Annotated in this window: 24 protein-coding genes; 19 read left to right on the top strand and 5 right to left on the bottom strand. The window is 69.6% G+C overall.

Going from position 1 to position 25,556, the window contains the following annotated elements:
• Positions 1-8: 8 nt before the first annotated feature.
• Both ACFWN7_RS16485 and sdhC read right to left on the bottom strand, forming a co-directional pair.
• Positions 9-455 (bottom strand): succinate dehydrogenase hydrophobic membrane anchor subunit, encoded by a 447-nt coding sequence (locus ACFWN7_RS16485; protein ID WP_376939943.1) that lies wholly within the window; start codon positions 453-455, stop codon positions 9-11.
• Positions 456-466: 11 nt separating this feature from the next.
• Positions 467-889 carry a succinate dehydrogenase, cytochrome b556 subunit gene (sdhC, locus tag ACFWN7_RS16480; protein ID WP_376939942.1) on the bottom strand — a complete coding sequence of 141 codons (423 nt, stop codon included), beginning with the start codon at positions 887-889 and terminating at the stop codon, positions 467-469.
• Between the two features lie 190 nt (positions 890-1,079).
• Between sdhC and ACFWN7_RS16475 the strand changes: the two genes are divergently transcribed.
• From ACFWN7_RS16475 to ACFWN7_RS16395, 17 genes are all read left to right on the top strand, one after another.
• On the top strand, positions 1,080-2,204 hold the full coding sequence (locus ACFWN7_RS16475) for a mannose-1-phosphate guanylyltransferase (RefSeq protein WP_376939941.1): 1,125 nt from the start codon (positions 1,080-1,082) through the stop codon (positions 2,202-2,204).
• A 50-nt stretch (positions 2,205-2,254) separates the two neighbouring features.
• The gene (locus tag ACFWN7_RS16470; protein ID WP_376939960.1) at positions 2,255-3,310 is read left to right on the top strand and encodes a BMP family protein; all 1,056 of its coding nucleotides are present in this window, start codon (positions 2,255-2,257) and stop codon (positions 3,308-3,310) included.
• Positions 3,311-3,474: 164 nt separating this feature from the next.
• Positions 3,475-4,569: a BMP family protein gene (locus tag ACFWN7_RS16465; protein ID WP_376939940.1), complete on the top strand. Its 1,095-nt coding sequence runs from the start codon at positions 3,475-3,477 to the stop codon at positions 4,567-4,569.
• Positions 4,570-4,747: 178 nt separating this feature from the next.
• Complete coding sequence (locus tag ACFWN7_RS16460) at positions 4,748-6,265, top strand: ABC transporter ATP-binding protein (protein ID WP_376939939.1); 1,518 nt, start codon at positions 4,748-4,750, stop codon at positions 6,263-6,265.
• Positions 6,262-7,641, top strand: a complete 1,380-nt coding sequence (locus tag ACFWN7_RS16455) for an ABC transporter permease (RefSeq protein ID WP_376939938.1) — start codon at positions 6,262-6,264, stop codon at positions 7,639-7,641. The genes ACFWN7_RS16460 and ACFWN7_RS16455 overlap by 4 nt, the downstream gene beginning before the upstream one ends.
• Entirely contained in the window at positions 7,638-8,927 is a 1,290-nt protein-coding gene (locus ACFWN7_RS16450) for an ABC transporter permease (RefSeq protein ID WP_376939937.1), read from the top strand. The genes ACFWN7_RS16455 and ACFWN7_RS16450 overlap by 4 nt, the downstream gene beginning before the upstream one ends.
• A gap of 38 nt (positions 8,928-8,965) precedes the next feature.
• Complete coding sequence (locus ACFWN7_RS16445; RefSeq protein ID WP_376939959.1) at positions 8,966-9,403, top strand: cytidine deaminase; 438 nt, start codon at positions 8,966-8,968, stop codon at positions 9,401-9,403.
• Positions 9,400-10,701 carry a thymidine phosphorylase gene (locus ACFWN7_RS16440; protein WP_376939936.1) on the top strand — a complete coding sequence of 434 codons (1,302 nt, stop codon included), beginning with the start codon at positions 9,400-9,402 and terminating at the stop codon, positions 10,699-10,701. Before ACFWN7_RS16445 ends, ACFWN7_RS16440 begins: the two co-directional genes overlap by 4 nt.
• 56 nt (positions 10,702-10,757) lie before the next feature.
• Complete coding sequence (locus ACFWN7_RS16435) at positions 10,758-11,876, top strand: adenosine deaminase (protein WP_376939935.1); 1,119 nt, start codon at positions 10,758-10,760, stop codon at positions 11,874-11,876.
• Positions 11,877-12,012: 136 nt separating this feature from the next.
• Entirely contained in the window at positions 12,013-12,546 is a 534-nt protein-coding gene (locus tag ACFWN7_RS16430; RefSeq protein WP_376939934.1) for a PTS sugar transporter subunit IIA, read from the top strand.
• Positions 12,543-12,827, top strand: coding sequence for a PTS sugar transporter subunit IIB (locus ACFWN7_RS16425; RefSeq protein ID WP_376939933.1), 285 nt, complete (start codon positions 12,543-12,545; stop codon positions 12,825-12,827). Before ACFWN7_RS16430 ends, ACFWN7_RS16425 begins: the two co-directional genes overlap by 4 nt.
• Positions 12,828-13,073: 246 nt before the next feature.
• Positions 13,074-14,372, top strand: coding sequence for an adenosylhomocysteinase (locus ACFWN7_RS16420; RefSeq protein WP_376939932.1), 1,299 nt, complete (start codon positions 13,074-13,076; stop codon positions 14,370-14,372).
• Positions 14,369-15,604 (top strand): adenosylhomocysteinase, encoded by a 1,236-nt coding sequence (locus tag ACFWN7_RS16415; protein WP_376939931.1) that lies wholly within the window; start codon positions 14,369-14,371, stop codon positions 15,602-15,604. The genes ACFWN7_RS16420 and ACFWN7_RS16415 overlap by 4 nt, the downstream gene beginning before the upstream one ends.
• 34 nt (positions 15,605-15,638) lie before the next feature.
• Entirely contained in the window at positions 15,639-16,955 is a 1,317-nt protein-coding gene (locus ACFWN7_RS16410; RefSeq protein WP_376939930.1) for an ABC transporter substrate-binding protein, read from the top strand.
• 60 nt (positions 16,956-17,015) lie between these two features.
• Positions 17,016-17,972 carry a carbohydrate ABC transporter permease gene (locus tag ACFWN7_RS16405; RefSeq protein WP_376939929.1) on the top strand — a complete coding sequence of 319 codons (957 nt, stop codon included), beginning with the start codon at positions 17,016-17,018 and terminating at the stop codon, positions 17,970-17,972.
• Entirely contained in the window at positions 17,969-18,799 is an 831-nt protein-coding gene (locus tag ACFWN7_RS16400; RefSeq protein ID WP_376939928.1) for a carbohydrate ABC transporter permease, read from the top strand. The genes ACFWN7_RS16405 and ACFWN7_RS16400 overlap by 4 nt, the downstream gene beginning before the upstream one ends.
• The gene (locus ACFWN7_RS16395; protein WP_376939927.1) at positions 18,789-20,066 is read left to right on the top strand and encodes an amidohydrolase family protein; all 1,278 of its coding nucleotides are present in this window, start codon (positions 18,789-18,791) and stop codon (positions 20,064-20,066) included. The genes ACFWN7_RS16400 and ACFWN7_RS16395 overlap by 11 nt, the downstream gene beginning before the upstream one ends.
• 10 nt (positions 20,067-20,076) lie before the next feature.
• On the opposite strand, the gene ACFWN7_RS16390 is transcribed toward ACFWN7_RS16395, so the two are convergent.
• The 3 genes from ACFWN7_RS16390 to ACFWN7_RS16380 all read right to left on the bottom strand — a co-directional run bounded on the left by ACFWN7_RS16390 (position 20,077) and on the right by ACFWN7_RS16380 (position 23,768).
• Positions 20,077-21,126 (bottom strand): LacI family DNA-binding transcriptional regulator, encoded by a 1,050-nt coding sequence (locus tag ACFWN7_RS16390; RefSeq protein ID WP_376939926.1) that lies wholly within the window; start codon positions 21,124-21,126, stop codon positions 20,077-20,079.
• 16 nt (positions 21,127-21,142) lie between these two features.
• Positions 21,143-22,855: a phospho-sugar mutase gene (locus ACFWN7_RS16385; RefSeq protein ID WP_376939925.1), complete on the bottom strand. Its 1,713-nt coding sequence runs from the start codon at positions 22,853-22,855 to the stop codon at positions 21,143-21,145.
• A gap of 85 nt (positions 22,856-22,940) precedes the next feature.
• A complete protein-coding gene (locus tag ACFWN7_RS16380) occupies positions 22,941-23,768 on the bottom strand; it encodes a purine-nucleoside phosphorylase (protein WP_376939924.1) in 828 nt (275 codons plus the stop codon).
• Positions 23,769-23,853: 85 nt separating this feature from the next.
• Here ACFWN7_RS16380 and ACFWN7_RS16375 point away from each other — a divergent pair, with 85 nt between their 5' ends.
• Entirely contained in the window at positions 23,854-25,284 is a 1,431-nt protein-coding gene (locus tag ACFWN7_RS16375) for an NAD(P)H-quinone dehydrogenase (protein WP_376939923.1), read from the top strand.
• 45 nt (positions 25,285-25,329) lie between these two features.
• Entirely contained in the window at positions 25,330-25,458 is a 129-nt protein-coding gene (locus ACFWN7_RS16370) for a hypothetical protein (RefSeq protein ID WP_376939922.1), read from the top strand.
• Positions 25,459-25,556 lie beyond the last annotated feature (98 nt).

Raw genomic sequence — 25,556 nt, 5'->3', positions numbered from 1 at the left:
GGATGGAACTAGACGGCGGGGCAGAACGAGGGAAGCAGGTCGGCGGGCGCGCCCGCGGGGCACGGCTCGAACGTGAACACGACGAGGGTGCCGAGCACGATGAGCACGACCGCCGAGACCAGGAGGCCGCCCTTCAGCAGCCTCTGCACCGTGCCGGGACTCGTGTAGTCGTTCACGAGCGTGCGCATGCCGTTCGCGCCGTGGATCAGGGCGAGCCAGAGCATCAGCACGTCCCACCACTGCCAGAACGGATCGGCCCACTTGCCGCCGACGAAGCCGAAGTCGATGGCCTTCACGCCCTCGCCGACCATCAGGTTCGTGAAGAGGTGGCCGAAGATGAGCACGATGAGCACGACGCCCGACGCACGCATGTAGATCCAGCCCCACTTCTCGAGATTGGGGCCGCGCCGCGGTGCGGGACGAGCCGGGGTGCGAGGGGATTCGATGACCGTCATGTGCTCGCTCCCTAGTGGCTGAAGACGTTCATGAGGTGCCGCGGCACGAAGGCGAGCATCGTGACCACCCAGAGGGCGACGACGATGTAGAACAGCACCTTCTGGTTGCGCGTGGCCCAGCTCCAGAAGTCGACGAGGATGATGCGCAGGCCGTTGAACGCGTGGAACACGACCGCGCCGACGAGCGCGACCTCGCCGAGCCCCATGATCGGCGTCTGGTACGTGCCGATGACGGCGTTGTACGCCTCGGGGCTCACCCGCACGAGGGCCGTGTCGAGGATGTGCACGAGGAGGAAGAAGAAGATCGCGACACCGGTGATGCGGTGCAGCACCCACGACCACATGCCCTCGCGACCGCGATACAGCGTGCCGCCCGGCTTCTGCTTCGCCGGCTTCCCGGATGCGGTCAGGGTTCCTGCCGAGGTCTCTGGCATGAACACCCCTTCTGGCTGTGTGGAGCGCCCCGCGCATGGGGCATGACGGCCGAACGGCCCGATCCGAGTCTAGACCCGAGCTACACGCGGTGCCGCTTAGGGCTGCCTAACTCTCTCGATGTCGAGAGAGATCGGCGAGCGGATGCCGCGTGCGGCATCCTCCCCGCATCGTCCCGGTATCCTCGGACCCATGTCCGACGCACCCCTTCCCCTCGACGGCTTCTACAGCGTCATCCCGGCCGGCGGCGTCGGTTCGCGGCTGTGGCCGCTCTCCCGGGCGGATGCGCCGAAGTTCCTGCACGACCTGACGGGCTCCGGTCAGACGCTCCTCAAGGACACGTGGGACCGGCTCGCCCCGCTCTCGGGCGAGCAGCGCGTGATGGTCGTCACGGGTCGTGCCCACCGCGCCGCGGTCGAGGCGCAGCTCCCGGCGCTCGCCGACGCGAACATCGTGCTCGAGAGCGAACCGCGCGACTCCACGGCCGCGATCGGCCTCGCCGCCGCGATCCTCGAGCGCCGCGAGCCCGGCGTGGTGATCGGCTCGTTCGCGGCCGACCACGTCATCTCAGGCGACGCCCTGTTCCGGTCGGCGGTCGCCGACGCCGTGGCCGCCGCGCGCGCCGGCTACATCGCGACCATCGGCATCACCCCGACCGAGCCGGCCGTGGGATTCGGGTACATCGAGTGCGGCGGCCCGATCGACGTCCCGCACGCCGGGCGCGTCGAGGCCGTGTCGAACTTCGTCGAGAAGCCCGACCTCGACACCGCGAAGCGGTATCTCGCCGGCGGCGACCACCTCTGGAACGCCGGCATGTTCATCGCGAGGGCGTCGACGCTCCTCGAGGAGCTCGCGCGCACCAAGCCCGCGCTGCACGCGGGGCTCGTCGAGCTGGCCGCGGCCTGGGACGATCCCGCGACGCGCGGCCCGGCGGTCGACCGGATCTGGCCGACGCTCGAGAAGATCGCCATCGACTATTCGGTCGCCGAGCCGGCGGCGGCGGCCGGACGACTCGCGGTCATCCGCGGCCATTTCCAGTGGGACGACGTGGGCGACTTCGCCTCGCTCGCCAAGCTGAACACCGCGGGCCGGTCGGGTGAGCTCGCGATCCTCGGCGAGAACGCACGCGTGCTCGCCGATGCGTCCAGCGGCATCGTGGTGAGCCGCTCGAAGCGGGTGATCAGCCTGATCGGCGTGCACGATATCGTCGTGGTCGACACGCCCGACGCGCTCCTCGTCACGACGAGCGAGCACGCCCAGCGGGTCAAGGCGGTCGTCGACGCCCTCCGGCTCGGCGGATCGAACGACGTGCTCTGAGGCGTACCGTTGGCTTGAGGGCAGGCGAGGGAACGGGGCAGCGGATGTCGATGCGTCGATGGTTCGGCTACGGGGCGGCGCTCGTCGCGGCATCCGTCGCACTCGCCGCATGCGCGCCCGCGCCCGAGAGCGGCGGAACCGACGCCGCGAGCGAGTCGTGCGTGCGCATGGTCACGAACTCGGGCGGACTCGAGGACCGTTCGTTCAACCAGTCCAGCTGGGAGGGCCTGCAGCAGGCCGAGGAGGAGTTCGGCATCGAGGCCGAGGCCATCGTCTCCACCGGCGAGACCGACCTGGCACCGAACGTCGAGCAGGCCGTCGGCTCGGGCTGCGAGCTCATCGTGACGGTCGGCTTCGAGCTCGCCGACGCGACGCTCGACCAGGCCGGCGCGAACCCCGGGATCGCGTTCGCGATCGTCGACGAGACGGTCGAGGCCGAGAACGTGAAGCCCGTCGTCTTCGACACGGCACAGGCGGCGTACCTCGCCGGATACCTCGCCGCCGGCGTCTCGAAGACCGGCGTCGTGGCGACCTTCGGCGGCGGCAACCAGCCGCCGGTCACCCTCTTCATGGACGGCTTCGTCGACGGCGTGGCGAAGTACAACGAGGTGCATGGCACCGCCGTGCGCGCGCTCGGCTGGGACAAGGCGACGCAGGACGGGGCGTTCACCGGCGACTTCGAGGACATCAACAAGGGCAAGGCGCTCACCGAGGGCTTCATCGACCAGGGCGCGGACGTCATCCTGCCCGTCGCAGGCCAGGTGGGTGAGGGTGCGGCCTCGGCAGCCGTCGAGCGCGGCGACGTCTCGGTGATCTGGGTCGACAGCGACGGCTTCGAGACCCTCTCCGCGGAATTCCGCCCCGTCATCCTCACGAGCGTGCTGAAGCGCACGCAGGAGGCCATGGTGCAGATCGTGGGCGAGGTGCTGGACGGCTCGTTCACGAACGAGCCCTACGTCGGCACCCTCGAGAACGGCGGCGTCGAGATCGCCCCGTACCACGACCTCGCGCCCCTCGTGACGCCGGGACTCGACGGCGAGATCGAGGGACTCCGCCAGGCGATCATCGCGGGGGAGTTGCAGGTCGAGTCGCCGAGCGCGCCCTGACACCCCCGTTCGCGGGGCATCCGTTCTGCTCATATGAGCAGAACATCGCGTCTTGATAACCATTGGATGTCGCAGGCCCACGACACGTGAGCGCCGACCGCAACATTCGGTAACGTGACGACACGGGCCCCGAACCGACGGGGCGCAGTCTTTTGGAGGACACAGTGAAGGTCACCACCAGGAAGGCCGCGCTCGGCGGTCTCGCGATGTTCGGCGCAGCCGTGCTGCTCGCCGGTTGCGCAGCCGCTCCCGAGGAGACGGATGGCGGCACTGACGAGGCGGGGAGCGACTTCGTCCCCTGCATGGTCTCCGACGCCGGCGGCTTCGACGACAAGTCGTTCAACCAGCTGGCCTTCGAGGGCCTCACCAAGGCCGCCGACGAGCTCGGCGTCGAGCCGATCACGGTCGAGTCGCAGTCCGAGACCGACTACGCGCCGAACCTCACGAGCCTCGTCGACCAGGGCTGCAACCTGATCGTCACGGTCGGCTTCGCGCTCTCGGCCGCGACGGTCGAGTCGGCGCTCGCCAATCCCGACATCGAGTACGTCATCATCGACGACGCCGCCGACAACGACTTCGATGACGAGACAGACGCGCCGAACATCAAGCCGGTCCTCTTCAACACGGCTCAGGCGGCGTTCCTCGGCGGCTATGCGGCTGCCGACTACACCAAGACCAACACGGTCGGCACCTTCGGCGGCATGAACTTCCCGACCGTGTCGATCTTCATGGACGGCTTCAAGCAGGGCGTCGACTACTACAGCGAGCAGAAGGGCAAGGCCGTCACGGTGCTCGGCTGGGACGGCACCGACGGTCTCTTCACCGGTGGCTTCGAAGCCAACGACACCGCCCGCCAGGTCGCCCAGAGCCTCATCGACCAGAACGTCGACGTGATGCTGCCCGTCGGCGGCCCGATCTACCAGTCGGCGGCGGCGGCGATCCGTGAGGCACCCCGTGAGATCGCGATGATCGGCGTGGACGCCGACTTCACCGAGACCGACCCGTCGGTCGCCGACCTCATGCTGACCTCCATCCTCAAGCAGATCGACGTCGCCACCTACGAGGCGGTGCTCGCAGCGGGCAACGGCGAGTTCGACCCCGAGGCGTACGTCGGCACGCTCGAGAACGGCGGCGTCGGCATCGCGCCGTTCCACGACTTCGAGTCGAAGGTCTCCGACACGCTCCAGGGCGAGCTCGACGACCTCCAGGCCGCGATCATCGCGGGTGACGTCGAGGTCCAGTCCTACCTCGCCGAGTAGCCCTTCGGCAGGCTCAAGGACCGGGTATTCGGGGAGGTCGGCGACAGCCGGCCTCCCCGATCGGCGTACGGGTGCGCAATGGCGCGTGATGCGCAACATCTGAGCACGCGACATCCGGCCACTTCAACATTCGTGCAGCCCCTCCGACGGATGCGGCCCACTCACTAGGATCGGGGACATGAAGCTCGAACTTCGCGGCATCACGAAGCGATTCGGCAGCCTGGTCGCCAACGACCACATCGACCTCACCGTGGAGGCCGGCGAGATCCACGCACTCCTCGGCGAGAACGGGGCGGGCAAGTCGACGCTCATGAACGTGCTCTACGGCCTGTATCAAGCAGACGACGGCGAGGTGCTCCTCGACGGCGAGGTGCAGCACTTCGCGGGTCCCGGTGACGCGATGGCCGCCGGCATCGGCATGGTGCACCAGCACTTCATGCTCATTCCGGTCTTCACCGTCGCCGAGAACGTCATGCTCGGCCACGAGAACACCAAGGCGGGCGGAATGCTCGACCTGGCCGCGCCACGCGAGAAGGTCAATGAGATCTCGCGGCGGTTCGGGTTCCACGTCGACCCCGACGCGCTCGTCGACGACCTGCCCGTCGGCGTGCAGCAACGCGTCGAGATCATCAAGGCGCTCTCGCGCGACGCCCGCGTGCTCATCTTCGACGAGCCGACCGCGGTGCTCACCCCGCAGGAGACCGACGAGCTGATGGCCATCATGCGCCAGCTCAAGGAGTCCGGCACGTCGATCGTGTTCATCACCCACAAGCTCCGCGAGGTGCGCGAGGTCGCCGACCGCATCACGGTCATCCGACTCGGCAAGGTGGTCGGCGAGGCGTCGCCGACCGCCACGAACGCCGAGCTCGCCTCGCTCATGGTCGGCCGTGCCGTCGAACTCACGGTGCAGAAGGAAGAACCGAAGCTCGGCGATGCCGCGCTCGTCGTCGAGGGCCTCACGGTCGTCGACCAGATCGGCCAGCTCGTCGTGAACGACGTGAGCTTCGAGGTGCGCCGCGGTGAGATCCTCGCCGTGGCCGGAGTTCAGGGCAACGGGCAGACCGAGCTCACCGAGGCGCTCCTCGGGCTGCAGGAGCGCGTGCACGGGTCGATCAACCTCGACGGCATCGAGCTGGGCGGCGCCGGCGTGCGCAAGATCCTCGAGTCCGGCGTGGGGTTCGTGCCCGAAGACCGCAACGAGGACGGCCTGGTCGGCGAGTTCACGATCGCAGAGAACCTGATGCTCGACCGCAGCGAGAGCCCGCCGTTCGTACGGGCCGGCAATCTGCAGCGGGGCGTGCTCGCCGAGTTCGCGCGCGAGAAGGTCGAGGAGTTCGACATCCGCACGCCGTCGATCGACACGCACGCCGGTCGGCTCTCTGGCGGGAACCAGCAGAAGGTGGTGCTCGCCCGCGAGCTGAGCCGCGAGCTCCGGCTGCTCGTGGCAGCCCAGCCCACGCGCGGCGTCGACGTCGGCTCCATCGAGTTCATCCACAAGCGAATCGTCGAGACCCGTGACGCGGGCGTGCCCGTCGTCGTCGTGTCGACCGAACTCGACGAGGTGGCCGCGCTGGCTGACCGCATCATGGTGATGTACCGCGGACGAATCGTCGGCATCGTGCCCGGCGACACCCCGCGCGACAAGCTCGGCCTCATGATGGCCGGGGAAGTGCCTGCAGAAGGAGTGGCCGCATGAGCGACCCCAGCGATTCGCGGGGCGATGTGCCGCGGGCCCACGAACTCGACGCCGACGTCGCGATCGAAGTGCCCGTGGCGTCCTCACCCGAGGGGGGCACCGCCACCGAGGACGCGCAGACGACAGGATCCGGTCCGGGCGGCATGGCCGCGGGCGTGGGCACCGGGGCGCCGCCCCCCTCGAAGTGGCACACGATGCTGAACCAGATCGCGACGGGCAACGCCATCATCTCGGTGCTGGCGGTGTTCCTCGCCCTGGTGGTCGGTGCCATCATGATCGCCTTCACCGACGAGCGGGTACAGGAGACCAGCGTCTATTTCTTCGCACGGCCCGGCGACACCCTCGCCGCCATCTGGCAGTCGGTGTCGGGTGCGTACTCCGCGCTCTTCCAGGGGGCGATCTACAACTTCCGGCGCGACGACTTCCTCTCCGGCATCCGACCACTCACGCAGACGCTGCTGTTCGCGACACCCTTGATCGCCGGTGGCCTCGGCGTGGCTCTCGCGTTCCGCGTCGGCATGTTCAACATCGGCGGTCGCGGCCAGATGCTCATCGCGGCATCCGTCGCGGGGTGGATCGGCTTCGGCTTCGACCTGCCCTGGGGCCTGCACATGCTCGTCGCCCTCATCGGCGGTCTCGTCGGCGGTGCGCTCTGGGCGGGCATCGCGGGCCTCCTCAAGGCGCGCACCGGGGCGCACGAGGTGATCGTCACGATCATGCTCAACTACGTCGCGTTCTACCTCGTGTCCTGGATGCTGCGCACCCCGGGCCTGCTTCAGGCGCCGGGCTCGTCGAACCCGAAGACCGCGCCGATGAAGGACACGGCGATCTTCCCGGCTCTTCCCGCGCCGTTCAACCTGCACTTCGGATTCGTGCTCGCGATCATCGCGACCGTCATCGTGTGGTGGATCCTCAGCCGCTCGAGCCTCGGCTTCAAGTTCCGCGCGGTGGGCATCAATCCCAACGCGGCGCGAGTTGCCGGCATCAATGTCAAGGGCATGTACGTCTACGCCATGCTCATCAGCGGAGCGCTGCTGGGCCTCGCGGGGGTGAGCCAGGTGCTCGGCCAGGTCACGACGGGCTTCACGGCCGGCATCGACGCGGGCATCGGCTTCGACGCCATCACCGTGGCACTGCTCGGTCGTTCGACCCCGTGGGGCACCTTCGCCGCCGGCATCCTCTTCGGCGCGTTCAAGGCCGGCGGCTTCTCGATGCAGGCGGCCGAGGGCGTGCCGATCGAGATCATCCTGGTGGTGCAGTCGCTCATCGTGCTCTTCATCGCGGCCCCGCCGCTCGTGCGCACGATCTTCGGCCTGCCAGACCCGAACGCCAGGCCCAAACCATCGCGCACGGCGAAGGAGGTGACGGCGAAGTGACGACGAACACGGATCTGCCCCACGTCGCGTCCCAGCCCGGGGCGCTGTCGACGACGTTCGTGACGAGTTGGAAGGCGCCGATCGCCTTCGGCATCTTCACCGTCATCGCCCTCGCCCTCGCGGTGTTCGCCCCCCGGTCCGGTGACACGATCTACCGGTGGTCGCGGGAGACCGACGCCATCCAGGTGCCGGATCTCGTCGTGCCCGCCATGGCCGCACTCTGGGCGGTCGTCGCCCTCCTCGCCGTGGCGACGCTGTACTCGGTGCTGCTGGTGCGCTCGGAACGCCGGGTTCCGCTCTGGCTCACCATCCTGTTCGCGATCGCGTTCATGTTCGGCTTCCTCAGCTGGGCGGGCGCCGGTGCCGATCTTCCGATGGTCGGCCTGCTCTACGGCTCGCTGAGCCTGGCGGTGCCGCTCATCTACGGTTCGCTCGCCGGTGTGATCGGTGAACGCGCCGGCGTCGTGAACATCGCGATCGAGGGCCAGCTGCTGGCCGGCGCGTTCACCGCGGCCGTCGTTGCCTCGATCACGGGGAACCCGTGGCCGGGGCTGGTCGCTGCGATGGTCGCCGGCCTGCTCGTCGGCATGGTGCTGGCCATGTTCTCGATCAAGTACTACGTCGACCAGGTCATCGTCGGTGTGGTGCTGAACGTACTCGTGATCGGCCTCACCAGCTTCTTCTACTCCCAGGTGCTCGCGCCGAACGCCGCGACGCTCAACACGCCGCCGCGATTCGAACGGCTCCCCATCCCGATCCTCGGCGACATCCCGATCATCGGTCCGGTGCTCTTCCGGCACACGGTCGTCGTCTACATCATGTACATCGCCGTCGCGCTGGTGTACGTCGGCCTCTTCCACACGAGGTGGGGCCTCCGGGTGCGCGCCGTCGGCGAGCACCCGCAGGCGGCCGACACGGTGGGCATCAACGTGAACCGCACGCGGTTCTGGAACGTCACGCTCGCCGGCGCGATCGCCGGTCTCGGAGGGACCTTCTTCACGATCGGGTCGGGCATCGCGTTCAACCGCGAGATGACCGCGGGTGCGGGATTCATCGCGCTCGCCGCCGTGATCTTCGGGCAGTGGGATCCGATCAAGGCGACGCTCGCCGCCCTGCTGTTCGGCTTCGCGTCGAACCTGCAGAACACGCTGTCGGTCATCGGGTCGCCGGTGCCGAGCGAGTTCATGCTCATGCTGCCGTACGTCGTGACGATCTTCGCCGTCGCCGGCTTCGTCGGGAATTCCCGTCCGCCGGCGGCAGACGGCAAGCCGTACATCAAGTCCTGAGCTGATGCCCCGGCCGGGGCATCCGGAACCGACTCATCCTGGAACGGGGGAGCACCATGACCGCAACGGATGCGATCGACTGGGACTCGCTGCGCGACCGCGCGCGCGAGGCGATGGCGAAGGCCTACGTGCCGTATTCCGAGTTCCCCGTCGGCGTGGCCGCGATCGTCGACGACGGCCGAGTGGTGAGCGGCTGCAACATCGAGAACGCCTCGTACGGGGTGACGCTCTGCGCCGAGTGCTCGCTCGTGTCGGCGCTCATCATGTCGGGCGGCGGCAAGCTGGTGGCGTTCGCCTGCGTCGACGGCCACGGCAACACCCTCATGCCGTGCGGCCGCTGCCGGCAGCTCCTCTACGAGCACTCCGCCGACGGGATGCTGCTCGACACGGTGTCGGGCGTGAAGACCATCGACGAGGTGCTGCCCGACGCGTTCGGGCCGCGCCAGCTCGCCGAGTTCCACGGGGCGAATTCGTGAGCGCGGTCGAGGCGTTCGACGCGGTCGACCTGATCCGCACGAAGCGCGACGGCGACGAGCTCTCCACGGCGCAGATCGACTGGCTCGTCGACGCGTACACCCGCGGCTACGTCGCCGACGAGCAGATGTCGGCCATGACGATGGCGATCTTCCTGAACGGCATGGCGCGACGCGAGATCCGCGACCTCACGATGGCGATGATCGCCTCGGGGGAGCGCATGGACTTCTCGGGCCTCGGCAAGCCGACCACCGACAAGCACTCCACCGGCGGCGTCGGCGACAAGATCACGCTGCCCCTGATGCCGCTCGTCGCGACGTTCGACGTCGCGGTGCCGCAACTGTCGGGTCGCGGACTCGGCCACACCGGCGGCACGCTCGACAAGCTGGAGTCCATTCCCGGGTGGCGGGCCGATCTCACGAACGACGAGATGTTCGCCCAGTTGCGCGACGTCGGCGGGGTGATCTGCGCCGCGGGTTCGGGGCTCGCCCCGGCCGACAAGAAGCTCTACGCGTTGCGCGACATCACCGGCACCGTGGAGGCGATCCCGCTGATCGCGTCGTCGATCATGTCGAAGAAGATCGCCGAGGGCACCGGCGCGCTCGTGCTCGACGTCAAGTTCGGGTCGGGCGCGTTCCTGCAGGACATCGAGCGGTCGCGCGAGCTCGCGCGCACGATGGTCGAGCTCGGCGAGGACGCCGGCGTGGCGACCTCCGCCCTGCTCACCAACATGAACGTGCCGCTGGGCCGCGCGATCGGCAACGCGAACGAGGTGCGCGAGTCCGTCGAGGTGCTCGCCGGCGGCGGCCCCGCCGACGTGCGCGAGCTCACCGTGGCCCTCGCCCGTGAGATGCTCGCGCTCGCCGGCAGGGTCGACGTCGACGTCGAGTCCGCCCTCGATGACGGGCGTGCCATGGACACGTGGAACCGGGCCATCCGCGCCCAGGGCGGCGACCCCGAGGCCGCGCTGCCGGTCGCCCGGGAACAGCACGTGGTGACCGCCGACCGCGACGGCGTGCTCGTAGAGCAGGAGGCGCTGCCGTTCGGCATCGCCGCCTGGCGACTCGGTGCCGGCCGAGCTCGCAAGCAGGATCCCGTGCAGCACGCCGCGGGCATCGATCTGCACGCGAAGCCGGGCGACACGGTGCGCGCGGGCGAACCCCTCTTCACCCTGCACGCCGACGAGCCCGCCCGGTTCGCGCGCGCCCTCGAGGCGGTCGAGGGCGCATGGCGCGTCGGCGACCCGGGCGATCCGGTCGACGACGGCGGGCCGCTGATCGCCGACCGCATCGGTCGCTGATCTCACGCTTCGAGATTACCGAGACTTCGCGGCAGGCTCGCCGCTATCGTTGACTCGTGAACATTCCCCCGGAGTACCGCCTCGAGGGCGACGGCACGAACATCCGAGACCTGCCGAAGGTCTCGCTGCACGACCACCTCGACGGCGGGCTGCGCCCCGCGACGCTCCTCGAACTCGCCGACGAGCTCGGCCTCGAAACCCCCGCGGCCGACGCCGACGCTCTCGCGACATGGCTCTCGGAGCAGTCGAACTCGGGTTCGCTGGTCGAGTACCTGAAGACCTTCGACCTCACCACCGCGGTGATGCAGACGCGTGCCGGCCTCTCCCGTGTCGCGAGGGAGTTCGTGCAGGATCTCGCCGCCGACGGCGTGATCTACGGCGAGATCCGCTGGGCTCCCGAGCAGCACCTGGCCCGGGGGCTGAGCCTCGACGAGGTCGTCGAGGCCGTGCAGGCGGGCATCGAGCAGGGCATCGACGACGCCCGGCACCAGGGCCGAGGCATCCGTGCCGGTCAGCTCGTGACGGCGATGCGTCACAACGATCGCGGTCTCGAGCTCGCCGAGCTCGCCGTGCGGCACCGTGATCGCGGCGTCGTCGGGTTCGACATCGCCGGGCCCGAGGCGGGCTTCCTGCCGAGCCGGCACCGCACGGCGTTCGACTTCCTCGCCTCGAGCTACCTGCCGGTGACGGTGCACGCCGGTGAGGCCGACGGACTCGACTCGATCCGCAGCGCACTCTTCGACGGCCGCGCGCTCCGGCTCGGCCACGGCGTGCGAATCGCCGAGGACCTCACGATCGAGCGGCAGGACGACGACAACACCTACGTCTCGCTCGGCCCGATCGCGCAGTGGGTGCGCGACCGCGAGATCGCCCTCGAGACGAGTCCGTCCTCGAACCTGCAGACCGGCGCCATCGCCGCCTGGGGCGACGAGCTCGTCGATCACCCATTCGACCTGCTCTACCAGCTCGGCTTCCGCGTGACGGTGAACCCCGACAACCGGCTGCAGAGCGGCACGAGCCTCACCCGCGAGCTCGCACTGCTCAGCGACGCGTTCGGGTACGACCTCGACGATCTCGAGACGTTCCAGCTCAACGCCGCGGCATCCGCCTTCCTGCCGCTTGACGATCGCGAAGAGCTCGCCGAGCAGATCCAAGACGGCTTCGACCGAGCCTGAACGGATGCCGCGAGGCATCCGCCCCGCATTACCCCGCCCCGCACTGCCCCGCACCCCCACCGCCCCAGCACCGCCCCACCACCGCTCCACCCCCACCACCGCTCCACCGCCCGGCGTCGCCTCCTGAACGGAACCCATGACCACGATTCCGCCGCTTCCCGACACGGCCGTCGTGCTCGGAGCCCGCGTCGGCGACTGGCGCGCAGCCGTCCGCGCGGCGGGCCGCGCACTCACCCGATCGGGCTCCACCCGCTCGGAGTACGCCGACCGCATGATCGCCGTCATCGAGGAGTTCGGAGCCTACGTGGTGATCGCGCCGGGCCTCGCTCTCGCGCACGCGCGGCCGGGCGCCGACGTGCGGAGCGAGGGGCTCGCGGTCGTCACGCTCGCCGAGCCCGTGGCGTTCGGACACCCGCACAACGACCCGGTGCGCGTGGTCGTCGGGCTCGCGGTCTCGAACGCCGAGGAGCATGTCGCGTCCATCGCACGGCTCGCGAACACGTTCAACGACCGCCGCATCGTCGGGCGCATCGCGCGCGCGACCTCCGCCGACGAGGTGCGCGGGCTGCTCGGCATGGGGGCGCCGACCGACGGCGGCCCGAACGACGGCGCCCCGGCCGATGGCGGCCCGACCGAAGGCGGCTCGACCGACGACGCGGCCGGCTCATGAGGATCGTCGCAGTGTGCGGCGTCGGGGTCGGCACCTCCGCCATCCTGAAGGTGAACGCCGAGCGGGCGCTGGATCGACTCGGGCTGTCGGCCGACGTCGATGCGAGCGACCTCGCGAGCGTCGCGGACGCGGCCGCCGACGCGCAGGTGATCCTCACCTCCACAGAACTCGCCGCGGCCGTTCGAGCAGCGATCGGACGCAGCTTCGCGGAGGTCATCGAAGTGACGAACTACTTCGATGTCGAGGAGATCGGCACGAAGCTCGAGGCATCCCTCGGCTGACGGGACGCCGACGCACAAGGTGCCGTGTGCGTCGTGAGACGTCATATGCGACATCCGGCTATCGGCGGACGAAATCCATGGTTAAGATGTCTGCACACGTTCGAGCACACAATGCTCGCTCCTGACGGCGTGAATCTAAGCGCTTAGTTATGTTGAATCGCCAGCCCGACCGGCGGGCCAGCGCCCATCGGCGCGAGCCATCATCGGACACTTCCGTCAGAACTCGAGGGAGTCGCGAACTCGACCATGTCGAACCCCGAACTCGTCACCAGTCCACCGCGCCGGCGCGCCTCCGAGGAGGTTGCCGAGGGTCGCAGCCGAATCGACTGGGTGGGCCGATACTCGCCGGTGCTCAACGGCTTCGTCCGTCGAACGATCGGCGATGGTGCGCTCCGCGGCGCGCGCATCGCCGTCGTCGTGCACCTCGAGGCGAAGACCGCCTACCTCGCGACGGTGCTCGCCGACGCGGGTGCAGAGGTCATCGTAGCGGGCAGCAATCCTCGCACCACTCGGGGCGACGTCGTGGCGGCACTCCGCGATCGCGGCCTGACCGTGGTGGCCGAGCCCGGCGGCGACTACGCCGACTGGGAACGCGAACTGCTCGCCGCCGCCGATCATGCGCCTGAATACGTCATCGATGACGGAGCCGAGCTCACGATGCGGATGCTGCGGCATCGGCCGGATCGATACGCGGCACTGAAGGGGGTGTCGGAGGAGACCACCACCGGCACCGCACGGCTGGCCGCGCTCGCCGCCGCCGGCAAGCTGCCGTTCCCGGCACTCACCGCGAACGACGCGCGCTGCAAGCACCTCTTCGACAACAAGTTCGGCACGGGGCAGACCACGTTGCAGGCGGTGCTGCGCCTCAGCAACCGCCAGATCGCCGGTGCCGTCGTCGTCGTGGTCGGGTACGGCTTCGTCGGGCGCGGCATCGCGCAGTACGCCCGCGCGATGGGGGCGCGGACCAGCGTCATCGAGGTCGACCCGGTGCGGGCGCTCGAGGCGCACATGGACGGCCACCGCGTCGGCCCCGCGCGCGAAGTGCTCACCGAGGCGACCATGGTGATCACCGCCACCGGCGGCATGCGAGCGATCGGCGAGCGCGACCTTCCGTACCTCCGCAACGACGTGCTCCTCGCGAACGCGGGCCATCACGACCTCGAGGTCGACGTCGATGCGATCGCCGCGGCATCCAGTGGCCGTCGAGAGCCCCGCGATGGAATCACGACCTACCGGGTCGGAGATCGCGACCTGCACGTGCTCACGGGCGGCGCCCTCGTCAACATCGCCGGCGGCAGCGGGCATCCCGTCGAGATCATGGACCTGACATTCGCCGTGCAGGGCCTCGGCGTGCACCACCTGGCGACCACCGCGCTGGAGCCCGGCGTGCATGTCATCCCGGCTGCCCTCGACGATGCGATCGCGGCCGCGAAGCTCGCGAGCCTCGGGGTCGTACTCGACCCGATACGGCCCGAGCAGACCGACGACGCCGCCGACTGGATCGACGGGCGCGACGTGAATTCCGAAGGGACGGAGGCGCAGTGAGCGTAGGAATCGACGCGGCGAGCCCCGTGGAGAGCGGAACCGCCCGCATCCAATGGGCGGCACGCGGGATGCCGGTACTGCGGTCGATCTCGGAGCGGCTTGCCGCATCGGGCACGCTCGCCGGTCTTCGGGTCGGGGTCGGCCTGGTGCTCGAACCGAAGACGGCGAACCTGGCGCTCGCGCTCCGTGACGCCGGGGCCGAGGTGAGCGTCTACTGCCCGGGCCGGTCCACCGATCAGGCCACAGCGGACGCGCTTCGCCGGGCCGGCCTGCAGGTGTTCGCGGAAGGGGATGCCGACGATGCGCGCGATCTCGAACTCGCACGGGAGTATCTCGGGACGTCGCCGCAGATCATCCTCGACGATGGCGCCTCGATCATCCGGCTCGCGCACCGAGAGTTCCCCGAGGTCGTCGACGGGCTGCTCGGCGCGGCCGAGGAGACCACGAGCGGGGTTCGCCCGCTGCATGCCATGCATGGCGACGGCGCGTTGCGAGTGCCGGTGATCTCGGTGAACGACGCGAAGAGCAAGTACCTGTTCGACAACGTGTACGGCACGGGCCAGTCGTGCGTGATGACCCTGCTGGACGTGACGAACCTCCAACTCGCGGGCAGGGTGGTCGTCGTGGTCGGGTACGGCTGGGTCGGCAAGGGTGTCGCGAAGCATGCGGCGGCGTTCGGCGCACGCGTGCTGGTGACCGAGCTCGACCCGATCAAGGCGCTCCAGGCGGTGCACGACGGCCACCGTGTGCTGAGTCTCGCCGAGGCTGCGCCGGAGGCCGAGGTGGTCTTCGCCGCGACCGGCATCGCGGGCGCCGTGACGTTCGCCCACGTGGAACGCATGCCAGACGACGTGATCCTCGCGACCGCGGGCGGCGGCGACTTCGAACTGCCGATGTCCGAACTCGGCGCGCTCGGCACGGCGGCGACCGTACGCCCAGGGGTGACCGCGTATACGATGCCCTCCGGCCGTTCGGTGCTCGTGATCAGCGAAGGCGACTGCCTGAACTGCACCGATGGCGAGGGCAACCCCATCGAGGTCATGGACCTCTCGCTCTCCCTGCAGGCGCTCGCTGCGGAGCAGATCGCGGTGGAGGCCCGCGATTGGCCGCCCGGCATCTATCCGATCTCCGCCGAGCTGGAGGCGGCCGTCGCGATCACGAGACTGCAGCACGAAGGGGCCTCGCTCGAGCCGCTCACCCCTCAACTCGAAGCTGCCATGCGCAGCTGGTGATCACACGTACTCACACCCGATGAAAGGACATCCTGTGTCATCACGCATGTACCCCCGGCGCGCCGGCGCTGTGCTCGCCGCGGTCGCGGTCGGGACACTGCTGCTCACCGGCTGCAGCGAAGGGGCTGCAGTCGACGCAGGCCCACTCACCGCCGGTGAGGTGCCCGAGGAGGAGGCCACGCTGACGGTGTGGTCATTCCTGCCGGACAACTACGACGGCGGCACCGAGGCGTACGACGAGGTGATCGCAGCCTTCGAAGAGGAGTATCCGCAGATCACCGTCGAGCTCGACACCGTGCCGTACCCGAAGTACTTCGATCAGGTGCGCAACGCCACGGTCGCGCGGAAGGGTGCCGACGTCATCACGATGTACGGCGGATCGCAGGCGTACAGCTACCGCAACGGCCTCTACCCGCTGCAGGACGCCATGCTGCCGGAGATCGAGTCCGACCTGAAGTTCGTCGACGACAACTACTCGCCCGATGGAAATCTCTACATCCTGCCCACCGGCACATACGGCTATTCGATGCTTGTCAACCAGGACCTGTTCGCGTCGGCGGGCATCGACCCGGTCGAGGGACTGAAGGACTGGGAGAGCCTCGTCGGCACCTGCCGCACGCTCGCCACTGCGGGTATCCAGCCGATGGCCGCCGGCTGGAAAGACGGCTTCCTCTTCGAGACCTTCATGTACATGATCTCGAGCCAGATGATGGACCGCGCCACCCTCGACAAGTGGGTCGCCGGCGAGATCCCGGTCGACGACGAACTGTTCGTCACCGCGACCGAGCGCATCGTCGAACTGAACGAGGCCGGGTGCTTCGGCGGCTCCGACAAGCTCGGCCTGAACATGTACGACGACGCGTTCAACGAGTTCTACGCCGGTCAAGCCGCCATGTTCTCGACCGGATCGCTCAGCACGGCGGCCACGGCGAGCGAGACGGTGCCGAGCACGACCGTGCTGCCGCTGCCGCAGGTCCCCGAGTCCACGCATGAGGCCGGGATGATCGATGCCGGTGCGGAGGCCGGATGGTCGGTCACGAAGTGGACGAAGCATCCCGAAGCCGCTGTCGCATTCGTGAACTTCATGGCGAGTCCCGAGGCCCAGCAGATCCTCTGGGACAGCGTCGGCGTGCCGCCGAACCTCGGGAGCCTTCCCGTGGAGGGCGCGACGCCCGTCCAGCAGGCGTTCCTGCCGCTCATGCAGAACCCCGAGAACCACACGGGCTTCGCCGCCTTCCCGCTGACCGTGCTCGCCGTGTACGAGCGCAACGCCGCCCCGCTGATCAGCGGCGACATGTCGGTGGAGACGTTCACCGAGCAGGCGCAGGCCGCGTTCGAGAAGAGCAAGTAAGGCGTTCGAACGCTCATGACACCGGATGTTCGAACGGTAGTGACACCGGATGCCCGCACGATGGCGGCACCGGACACGAAGAGTGGGCGCGGTGCGCGGCGACGCGCCCACTCACCCGAGGACGCACGGTTCTTCGGCAGCAGCCTGGTGCTCCTGCTGCCGCTCGTCGCGCTCGAGGTGGCAGTGTTCTTCGTCCCGCTGGTCTACCTGCTGGTGCGCTCGTTCACCGACTGGCAGCCAGGAGGTGTCTCACCGTTCGTCGGCACGGCGAACTACGCCGAACTGTTCGCCGACCCCGAGTTCTGGGAGGTCGTCGGCAACCAGCTGTTCTACCTGCTCGGCCTGCCGCTCTGGGTGCTCGCCCCGCTGGTCGTCGCCTACCTGCTGCGCGAGCACGTGGTTGCGCCCGGGTTCTTCCGCTCGATCTACTTCCTCCCTGCGGTGATGTCGCCGGCGATCGTCGGACTCGTGTTCCGTTCCCTGCTCTCCGAGAGCGGACCGATCGACAGCTTCCTCAGCGGCATCGGACTCGACGCGATCGCGCTGCCGTGGCTGACGGATGCCTCACTCGTGAAGCCCGTCATCATCGTGCTCGTGCTCTGGGCAGGCTTCGGCACCGGGGTGCTCATCTTCTCGGCGGCGCTCGGCGCCGTGCCGCAGGAGATATTCGAAGCGGCCCGCCTCGACGGGGCGGGGTTCTGGCGAGAGCTCTGGCACATCGCGGCGCCGAGTATCCGCCCCACGGTCGTGCTCTGGACGATGTTCCAGGTGATCTCGATCTTCCTGTTCATGTTCGCCTGGGTGTTCGTGCTCACGGGTGGCGGACCCGGACTCGCCAGCGCCACCATCGACTTCGCGATCTACCAGAAGTTCATGCGTTTCGGCTTCTTCGGCATCGCCGCGGCCGAGTCCGTGGTGCTCGTCCTGATGATCCTGCTGGTGCCGATCCTCGGCATCGGCGTGCCACGGCTGCTGCGGGCCATCACACGGCGCTCGGTCGAACGGGGGCGCGGATGATGTCGATCGGGGCGAGCCGGCGCCTGAAGACAGGCATCGCCATCCTCATCGCCGTTCCATTCGTGGTGCCGTTCGTGCTCCTCATCTCGACCGCGCTTCGCGACCGCGTCGACTACATCGCCTCGCCCGGCGGCCTGCCCCGCAGCTTCACCCTCGACAACCTCGTCGTGGCCTGGAACGAGGCGAACCTCGGGCGTGCCCTCGTGTCGACACTGATCGTCTGCGCGGTCGCCTGCGCGGTCTGCGGCATCACCGCGCTTGCCGCGGCGTACTGGTTCCGCATCCACCGCGGCCGTCTCGTCGGTGCGTTGCGCTGGGTGCTCGTGGCCGGCTATGCCATCCCGATGATCGCGTGGCTCATCCCAGTGTTCGTGATCCTCGCGAACGGCGGACTGACCGACAACCTCGTCGTCGCGGGGGTGGTCAACGGGGTTGCCAGCCTGCCGTTCGCGCTCTACCTCGTGCACACCTTCTTCGGGCAGGTGCTCACCGCCGAGATGCTCGAGGCGGCGACGCTCGACGGCGCGGGCGTCTTCCGCACCTTCTGGAATCTCGCCGTGCCACTGTCGAAGCCTGCGATGGCGTCGGTGTTCGCGCTCGTCTTCGTGTGGACGTTCGGCGATCTGCTCGTGGCCGCAACCCTGTTGCAGGGCGACGAGTCCGTCTACACCATCACGCTCGCGGCGACCTCGTTGTCGACTCGCGAGGATGTGAACCTGCAGGGTCAGGCCGCAGCGGCGGTGGTCGCGCTGCTGCCGACGCTCGTCGTGTTCGCCGTCGCGCAGCGGGCTCTGGCGAAAGGCTTCGGAGGGGTCAGTGACAAGTAGAGTCATCGCCGCAGACTGGGTGCTGCCGATCTCGGGAGCCGCTGTGGCCGACGGCGCGGTGGTCGTCGACGGGGACCGAATCGCCTGGCTGGGCCACCTCGGGGAGATGCCTGTCGAGTGGCGTTCGTCGCCGCTCGACCGCTTTCCGGGCGTTATCACGCCCGGCCTCGTGAACGCGCACACTCACCTGCAGTACTCGCACTTCGACGAGGTCGGCCGGGGCCGCTACACGAGCTTCGAGCACTGGTCCGACGTGTTCGGAGACCGCTACGAGGCCGTCACCGATCCCGAGCACTGGCGTTCCGCCGCGCTCGACGGTGCTCGGCAGGCGGTGGCTTCGGGCACGACGGTGTTCGCAGAGATCGTCACGAACGACGAGGCCCGCGGAGCCCTGGGCCGCCACGGGGCCGGCGGCATCGAGTACCTCGAAGCGATCGGACAGTTCAACTCGCGGTGGCAGTCGGGCGGCAGAGCCGAGTTCCTCGACTGGCTCGATGAGCCGAGCGGCGTACCGCACGGCGTCTCTCCGCATGCGCCGTACAGCCTCGACGGCGCGGTGATCACCGAACTCGTCGCGATCGCGGGCGAGCGCGGGCTGCGGCTGCACTCGCACCTCGGCGAGTCCGCGGTCGAGGCCGAGCTCTACCTGAACGGCGGCAAGTCGGTGCTCGGCGCTTACGGCGATCTCCGTGACGAATTCGAGCTCGTGCGCCGCGGGGGAGCGGGGCACACCACCGCCGGGTACGCGGACTCGATCGGCCTGCTCGGCGAGCACACCCACGTCGCGCACGCCATCTATCTGGAGCGCGCCGACCGAGACCTCTTGCTGCAGCGCGGCACGCGCGTCGCCCTGTGCCCGCGATCCAACGCCGTGATCGGGCTCGATCCTGCGCCGGTCGCCGCGTACCTGTTCGAGGGGCACGACATCGCCGTCGGCACCGACTCGCTCGCGTCGACGCCCTCGCTCGACCTCATGGCCGACGTGCGCGAGCTCGCGGTGCTCGCGCAAGCGCAGGGCTACACCGCCGACGACCTGCACGCCAGGCTCATGCGCGCGGCGACGTTCGGCGGCGCTGCTGCGATGGGGCTCGACGGGGACGGATACGGCACCCTCACGCAGGGCGGCCCGGCGGACCTCGCGGTGTTCGACGTCCAGGTCGGTGGTGACGGAGCGGTGGAGCGTGCGATGGTCGAACGCGCCGCGGGCTGCTGCTCGCTCACGATGCGGGGAGGCCGGGTCATCCACGAGCGCGCCGCGTTGCGCTGAGCGCGTCGGTTCAGCGGATGCCGCAGCCGCAGGTCTCGCCGACGCGGAGTGTGCCATGCAGCACCACTTGCAGTGCGTCGGCCTGCGCTGAACCGCTCGCCCGATCGACGTCCGGACCGCGTGTCTGCGCAACTTCCCGCCGGCTCGCGGAGCGCTCGAGCGCCTCGAACGCTTCGGCGGCGAGCCGCTCGAGCGGCAGGCAGACCGTGGTGAGCCGCACGCTGCCGTACAGCGCCTCGCGGATGCCGTCATAGCCGACGATCGCGAGCTCCTGCGGCACGCGGACCCCCAGTACCGCCGCGGCACGCAGGGTCGCGAGGGCAAGCTCGTCCGTGGTCGCGAAGACGGCCGCGGGCCGGTCGGGCGAGTCGAGCAGCGCGAGCATGGCGCGTTCGGCCTCCACTCGCTCGAAGGAGGTGCGGTACAGCGCGCCGGTCGCGCCGACGGCGTCGATCGCTGCGCGCCAGCCCTCCTCGCGACGCCCCGAGGGACCGAAGCTGCTCGGGCCGGTCACGCACTGGATGCGCCGGTGTCCGTGATCGAGCAGGTGCTCGACTGCGGCGCGGGCACCGGCGGCGTCATCGAACACGACGCTGCGGTCGAGGGTGTGCGCGGGCGCGGAGTGCAGGTACACCCGCGGACAGTCGACCGGCGCCTCGTGCTCGCCCGAGATGCTCGCGACCAGCACGCCGCGCGGCCGTAGGTCGGAGAACGCAGCGAGGTACTCCTGCTCGGCATCTGCGTCGTAGCCGGCGTTTCCGAGCAGGGTGAGCAGGCCGCGCCGGTTCCCCTCACCCTCGACCTGGCGTGCGAGCTCGCTGAAGAACGCGTTCGAAGAGTCGGGCACGAGGAGCGCGACGAGGTTCGAGCGCCCCGCGCTGAGGGCGCCGGCGAGCAAGTTCCGGCGATAGCCGAGCGTCTCGATGGCCGCTTCGACACGTCGGCGGGTGCCCGGTGCGACCGTGCGCGGGCCGTCGTTGACCACATAGCTCACGACCGCCGTCGAGGTGCCCGCGAGCGCGGCGACATCCGCTAGCGTCGGACGTCGCGCGGTGCTCACGGCCTCACCCCCCGGTTCAACGCACGAGCTCGCGCATCCCCGTTTCGAGGGCGGCCACGGCGTCGGATGCCGCGGCGCGGCGCTCGGCCACGGTGCCGGTTTCGGAGACCGCGTCGATGTAGACCTTGAGCTTCGGCTCGGTGCCGCTCGGCCGCACCATCACGCGCGCACCGCCGTCGAGCACGACGCGGAGCACGTCGGATGGCGGGAGCGCGCCGAACCCGCCTGCCAGGTCTTCGATGCGCTCGACCCGGATGCCGCCGATCGACGACGGCGGCGAAGCCCGGAGTCGCGCCATGATCTCGCCGATGCGCGAGAGCGCGGTCACGCGGACGGAGATCTGCGCGGAGGCGAACGCCCCGAATTGCTCGACGAACTCGTCGAGGTGGTCGGCGACCGTCTTTCCGGCGGCCTTCAGCTCGGCGGTGAGCGAGAGGAACGCCACCGCCGCCGAGATGCCGTCCTTGTCGCGCACGGTCTCGGGGTTCACGAGGTATCCGAGCGCCTCCTCGAAGCCGAACACGAGGCCGGGAGCGCGGGAGATCCACTTGAAGCCAGTGAGGGTCGCCTCGAAGTCGAGGCCGTAGGCGCCGGCGACGGCCTCGAGCCCGGGCGAGGAGACGATGGAGCACGCGAGGGTGCCCTCGGCGCCGCCCTCGCCGATGGCGTCGGCCTGAGCGCGCCGGGCGCTCTGCCAGCCGAGGAGGAGTCCGACCTCGTTGCCGGTGAGGCGGCGGTAGCCGCCTTCGGACGAGGCATCCGGGATCGCGATCGCGAGGCGGTCGGCGTCGGGGTCGTTCGCGATGACGAGTTCGGCGCCCGTCTCACGGGCGCGCTCGAGGCTCAGGTCCATCGCCCCCGGCTCCTCGGGGTTGGGGAACGCGACGGTCGGGAACGCCGGGTCGGGCGAGATCTGCGCCTCGACGACCGCGGGCGCGTCGAACCCGGCCGCGGCGAGCACGCGCGCGGCGGTCTCCCATCCCACGCCGTGCATCGCGGTGTACGCGACGCGCGGCTGGGCCGCGGGCGCGTCGGCGACGAGGGCCGTCTGCCGGATGTACTCGTCGACGATCGTCTCGGTCGCCGTCTCGAAGTCGCCTCTGGGGAGCTCAGGCACGGTGGTCGATTCGGCGACCCGCACGATGTGCGCCGCGATCTCGGCGTCGACCGGGGCGACGATCTGCGAACCGTGGTCGTCGTCGCCGAGGTAGACCTTTATCCCGTTGTCGTTCGGGGGATTGTGCGACGCGGTGACCATGACACCGGCCGCAGTGTCGAGGTGGCGCACCGCGAACGCGAGTACCGGGGTCGGCAGCAGTCGCGGGAGGAGCACGGCCCGCACGCCCGCTCCGGCCATGACCTCGGCCGTATCGCGCGCGAACACCGCCGAGTTCTTGCGCCCGTCGTAGCCGACGACGACCGAGGGCGCGGAGCCCGACCCGGCGCGTTCGAGCAGGAAGGCGGCGAGCCCGGCCGCGGCCTGCGCCACGAGCACGCGATTCATGCGGTTGGGCCCTGCCGCGATCTCGCCGCGCAGCCCTGCGGTGCCGAACGCGAGGCGCGTGTCGAAGCGATCGGCGAGCTCGGCGGATGCCGCGGCATCGCCGGCGCGCGCACCCTCGACGAGCGCGGCGAGCTCCTCGCGCGTCTCCGGGTCGGGGTCCTGTGCCATCCAGGCGGAGGCTCGGGCGAGGCGTTCGGCGTGGCGGCTATCGGTGTGCTGCGGCATCCGTGGTCCTTCCGGGATCGCTCGCTGAGCGTGTCGAAGCGAGGCGGTGGTCGGGCTCCCTTCGACGAGCTCAGGGAGCGGTGGCCTAGAGCTCCGCGACGATCTTCGCGAGGAGCCCGGAGATGACGGGTTCAGCGGCTCGGCCGGCCTCGATCACCTCTTCGTGGCTGAGCGGCGTCTTCTGGATGCCCGCCGCGAGGTTCGTGATGAGCGACATGCCGAGGACCTCCATGCCGGCCTGACGCGCCGCGATCGCCTCGAGTGCGGTGGACATCCCGACGATGTGCCCCCCGATCGTCTTCGCCATCTGCACCTCGGCGGGCGTCTCGTAGTGGGGACCCCGGAACTGCACGTACACGCCCTCGTCGAGGCTCGGCTCGACCCCGCGTGCGAGGTCGCGCAGCCGCCGCGAGTAGAGGTCGGTGAGATCGACGAACGTGGCGCCCTCGAGCGGCGAGGCGGCGGTGAGGTTGATGTGGTCTCGGATGAGCACGGGGGTGCCGGGCGTCCAGGTCTCCTTGATGCCGCCCGCGCCGTTCGTGAGGATCATCGTGGTCGCGCCCGCGGCGGCAGCCGTGCGCACCGAGTGCACGACCCGCCGCACGCCGTGGTCTTCGTAGAAGTGCGTTCGCGCGCCGATCACGAGCGCGTGCTTTCCGCTCGGCAGCAGCACCGAGCGCAGTGTGCCGACGTGTCCCTCGAGTGCCGGCTTCGAGAAGCCGGGCACCTCGGCCGCCGGGATCGTGCAGGTCGTCTCGCCGATGAGGTCGGCGGCGCGCCCCCAGCCGCTGCCGAGCGTGAGGGCGACGTCGTGGCGTTCGACGCCGGTGAGCTCGGCGATTCGGGCGGCGGCGTCGGCGGCGATGGCGAACGGATCGGCGCCGGGATCATCGAGCGGGTTGGCGGCATGCATCCCACCACTCTAATCAGCGGGCGGATGCCGCGGCAGGGCCGCGCTTGTGTGCCGCCCCGCGGCCCCCGGCTGACAGAATGTGAGCATGGCCTACGAGTTCGAGCGCACGCAACGCATCGCGGTCCTCGGGGGAGGGCCGGGCGGATACGAGGCCGCCCTCGCAGGCGCCCAGCTCGGGGCGGAGGTCACCCTCATCGAGCGCGCGGGCGTGGGCGGGTCCGCGGTGCTCACCGACGTGGTGCCGTCGAAGTCGCTCATCGCGACCGCCGAGGCGTCGAACGCGGTGAAGGAGGCCGCCGACCTCGGGGTGCAGTTCTACGCGAAGGGCCAGGCCGACAAAGCCGTGAAGCCGAGCGTGGCGATCAACCTGGCCGCGGTGAACAAGCGCCTGCTGGGGCTCGCCTCGCAGCAGTCCGAGGACATGCGCTCGAACCTCATCGACGCCGGCGTGCACCTCGTGCAGGGCGAGGGGCGGCTCGACGGCTCGAACGCGATCATCGTGTCGACCGCCAAGGGTGGCACCGACTTCGACCGCATCGAGGCCGACACACTCCTGATCTCGGTGGGCGCCACACCCCGCGTGCTTCCATCGGCGGTGCCCGACGGCGAGCGCATCCTCACCTGGAAGCAGGTGTACGACCTGACCGAGGTCCCCGAGCACCTCATCGTGGTGGGCTCCGGCGTGACGGGCGCCGAGTTCGCCTCTGCGTACCGGGCGCTCGGCGCGAAGGTCACGCTCATCTCGAGCCGCGACCAGGTGCTTCCGGGAGAAGATGCCGATGCGGCATCCGTGATCGAGAAGGTCTTCAAGCGCAACGGCATGAAGGTCATGAACAAGTCGCGGGCGGAGTCGGTCGTGCGCGACGGCGACACGGTCGTCGCGACCCTCACCGACGGGCGCGAGGTTCGCGGCAGCCACTGCCTCATGGCGGTCGGCTCGGTGCCGAACACCGCCGATCTCGGTCTCGAGCATGCCGGCGTGCAGCTCTCCGAGAGCGGGCACATCCGCGTGAACCGCGTCGCCCGCACCTCGATTCCGAACATCTACGCCGCGGGCGACTGCACGACGTTCCTGCCGCTCGCGTCGGTCGCGTCGATGCAGGGGCGCACCGCGGTGTTCCACGCGATGGGCGACATCGTCGACCCGCCCGAGGAGCGCAACATCACCTCGAACATCTTCACGCAGCCCGAGATCGCGACCGTCGGCTGGACGCAGAAGAGCATCGAGGAGGGCGTCGTACCCGGCATCGTCTACAAGCTGCCGCTCGCGTCGAACCCGCGCGCGAAGATGATGGGCATCCGCGACGGTTTCGTGAAGCTCTTCGCGTCCAACGGCTCGGGCGCGATCATCGGCGGCGTCATCGTCGCACCGAAGGCCTCCGAACTGATCTTCACCCTCGCGCTCGCTGTGGAGCACCGGCTCACCGTCGACGAGTTCGCCGAGGCGTTCCCGGTGTACCCGTCGCTCACCGGTTCGCTCACGGATGCCGCGCGCGCGATGCACATCGTGCGCTGAGAGCGCGCGGCGCTGCGGGGTGTGGCGGGCATACCGGGGGTGCACATGAACCTACGCGTGAAATCCGTCGAGGCGTCCATGGCGGACTCCGCCGAGGAGGAGCGCAGCCTGAAGCGCTCGCTCGGCACCTGGGACCTCGCACTGATGAGCATCGCCGCAGCCGTCGGCGCGTAGCACTGCACGCGAGTCCCGGGTTTCTGCGGCTGGACCCGCACGAATCCGGGACTCGCGAATAGCCTCGCACACCGGCTGAAGCGGTACGCCGGGTGTGC

This window comes from Agromyces sp. NPDC058484 (assembly GCF_042720415.1).
GTDB lineage: Bacteria > Actinomycetota > Actinomycetes > Actinomycetales > Microbacteriaceae > Agromyces.
This window is presented reverse-complemented; position numbering and strand designations above follow the sequence as displayed.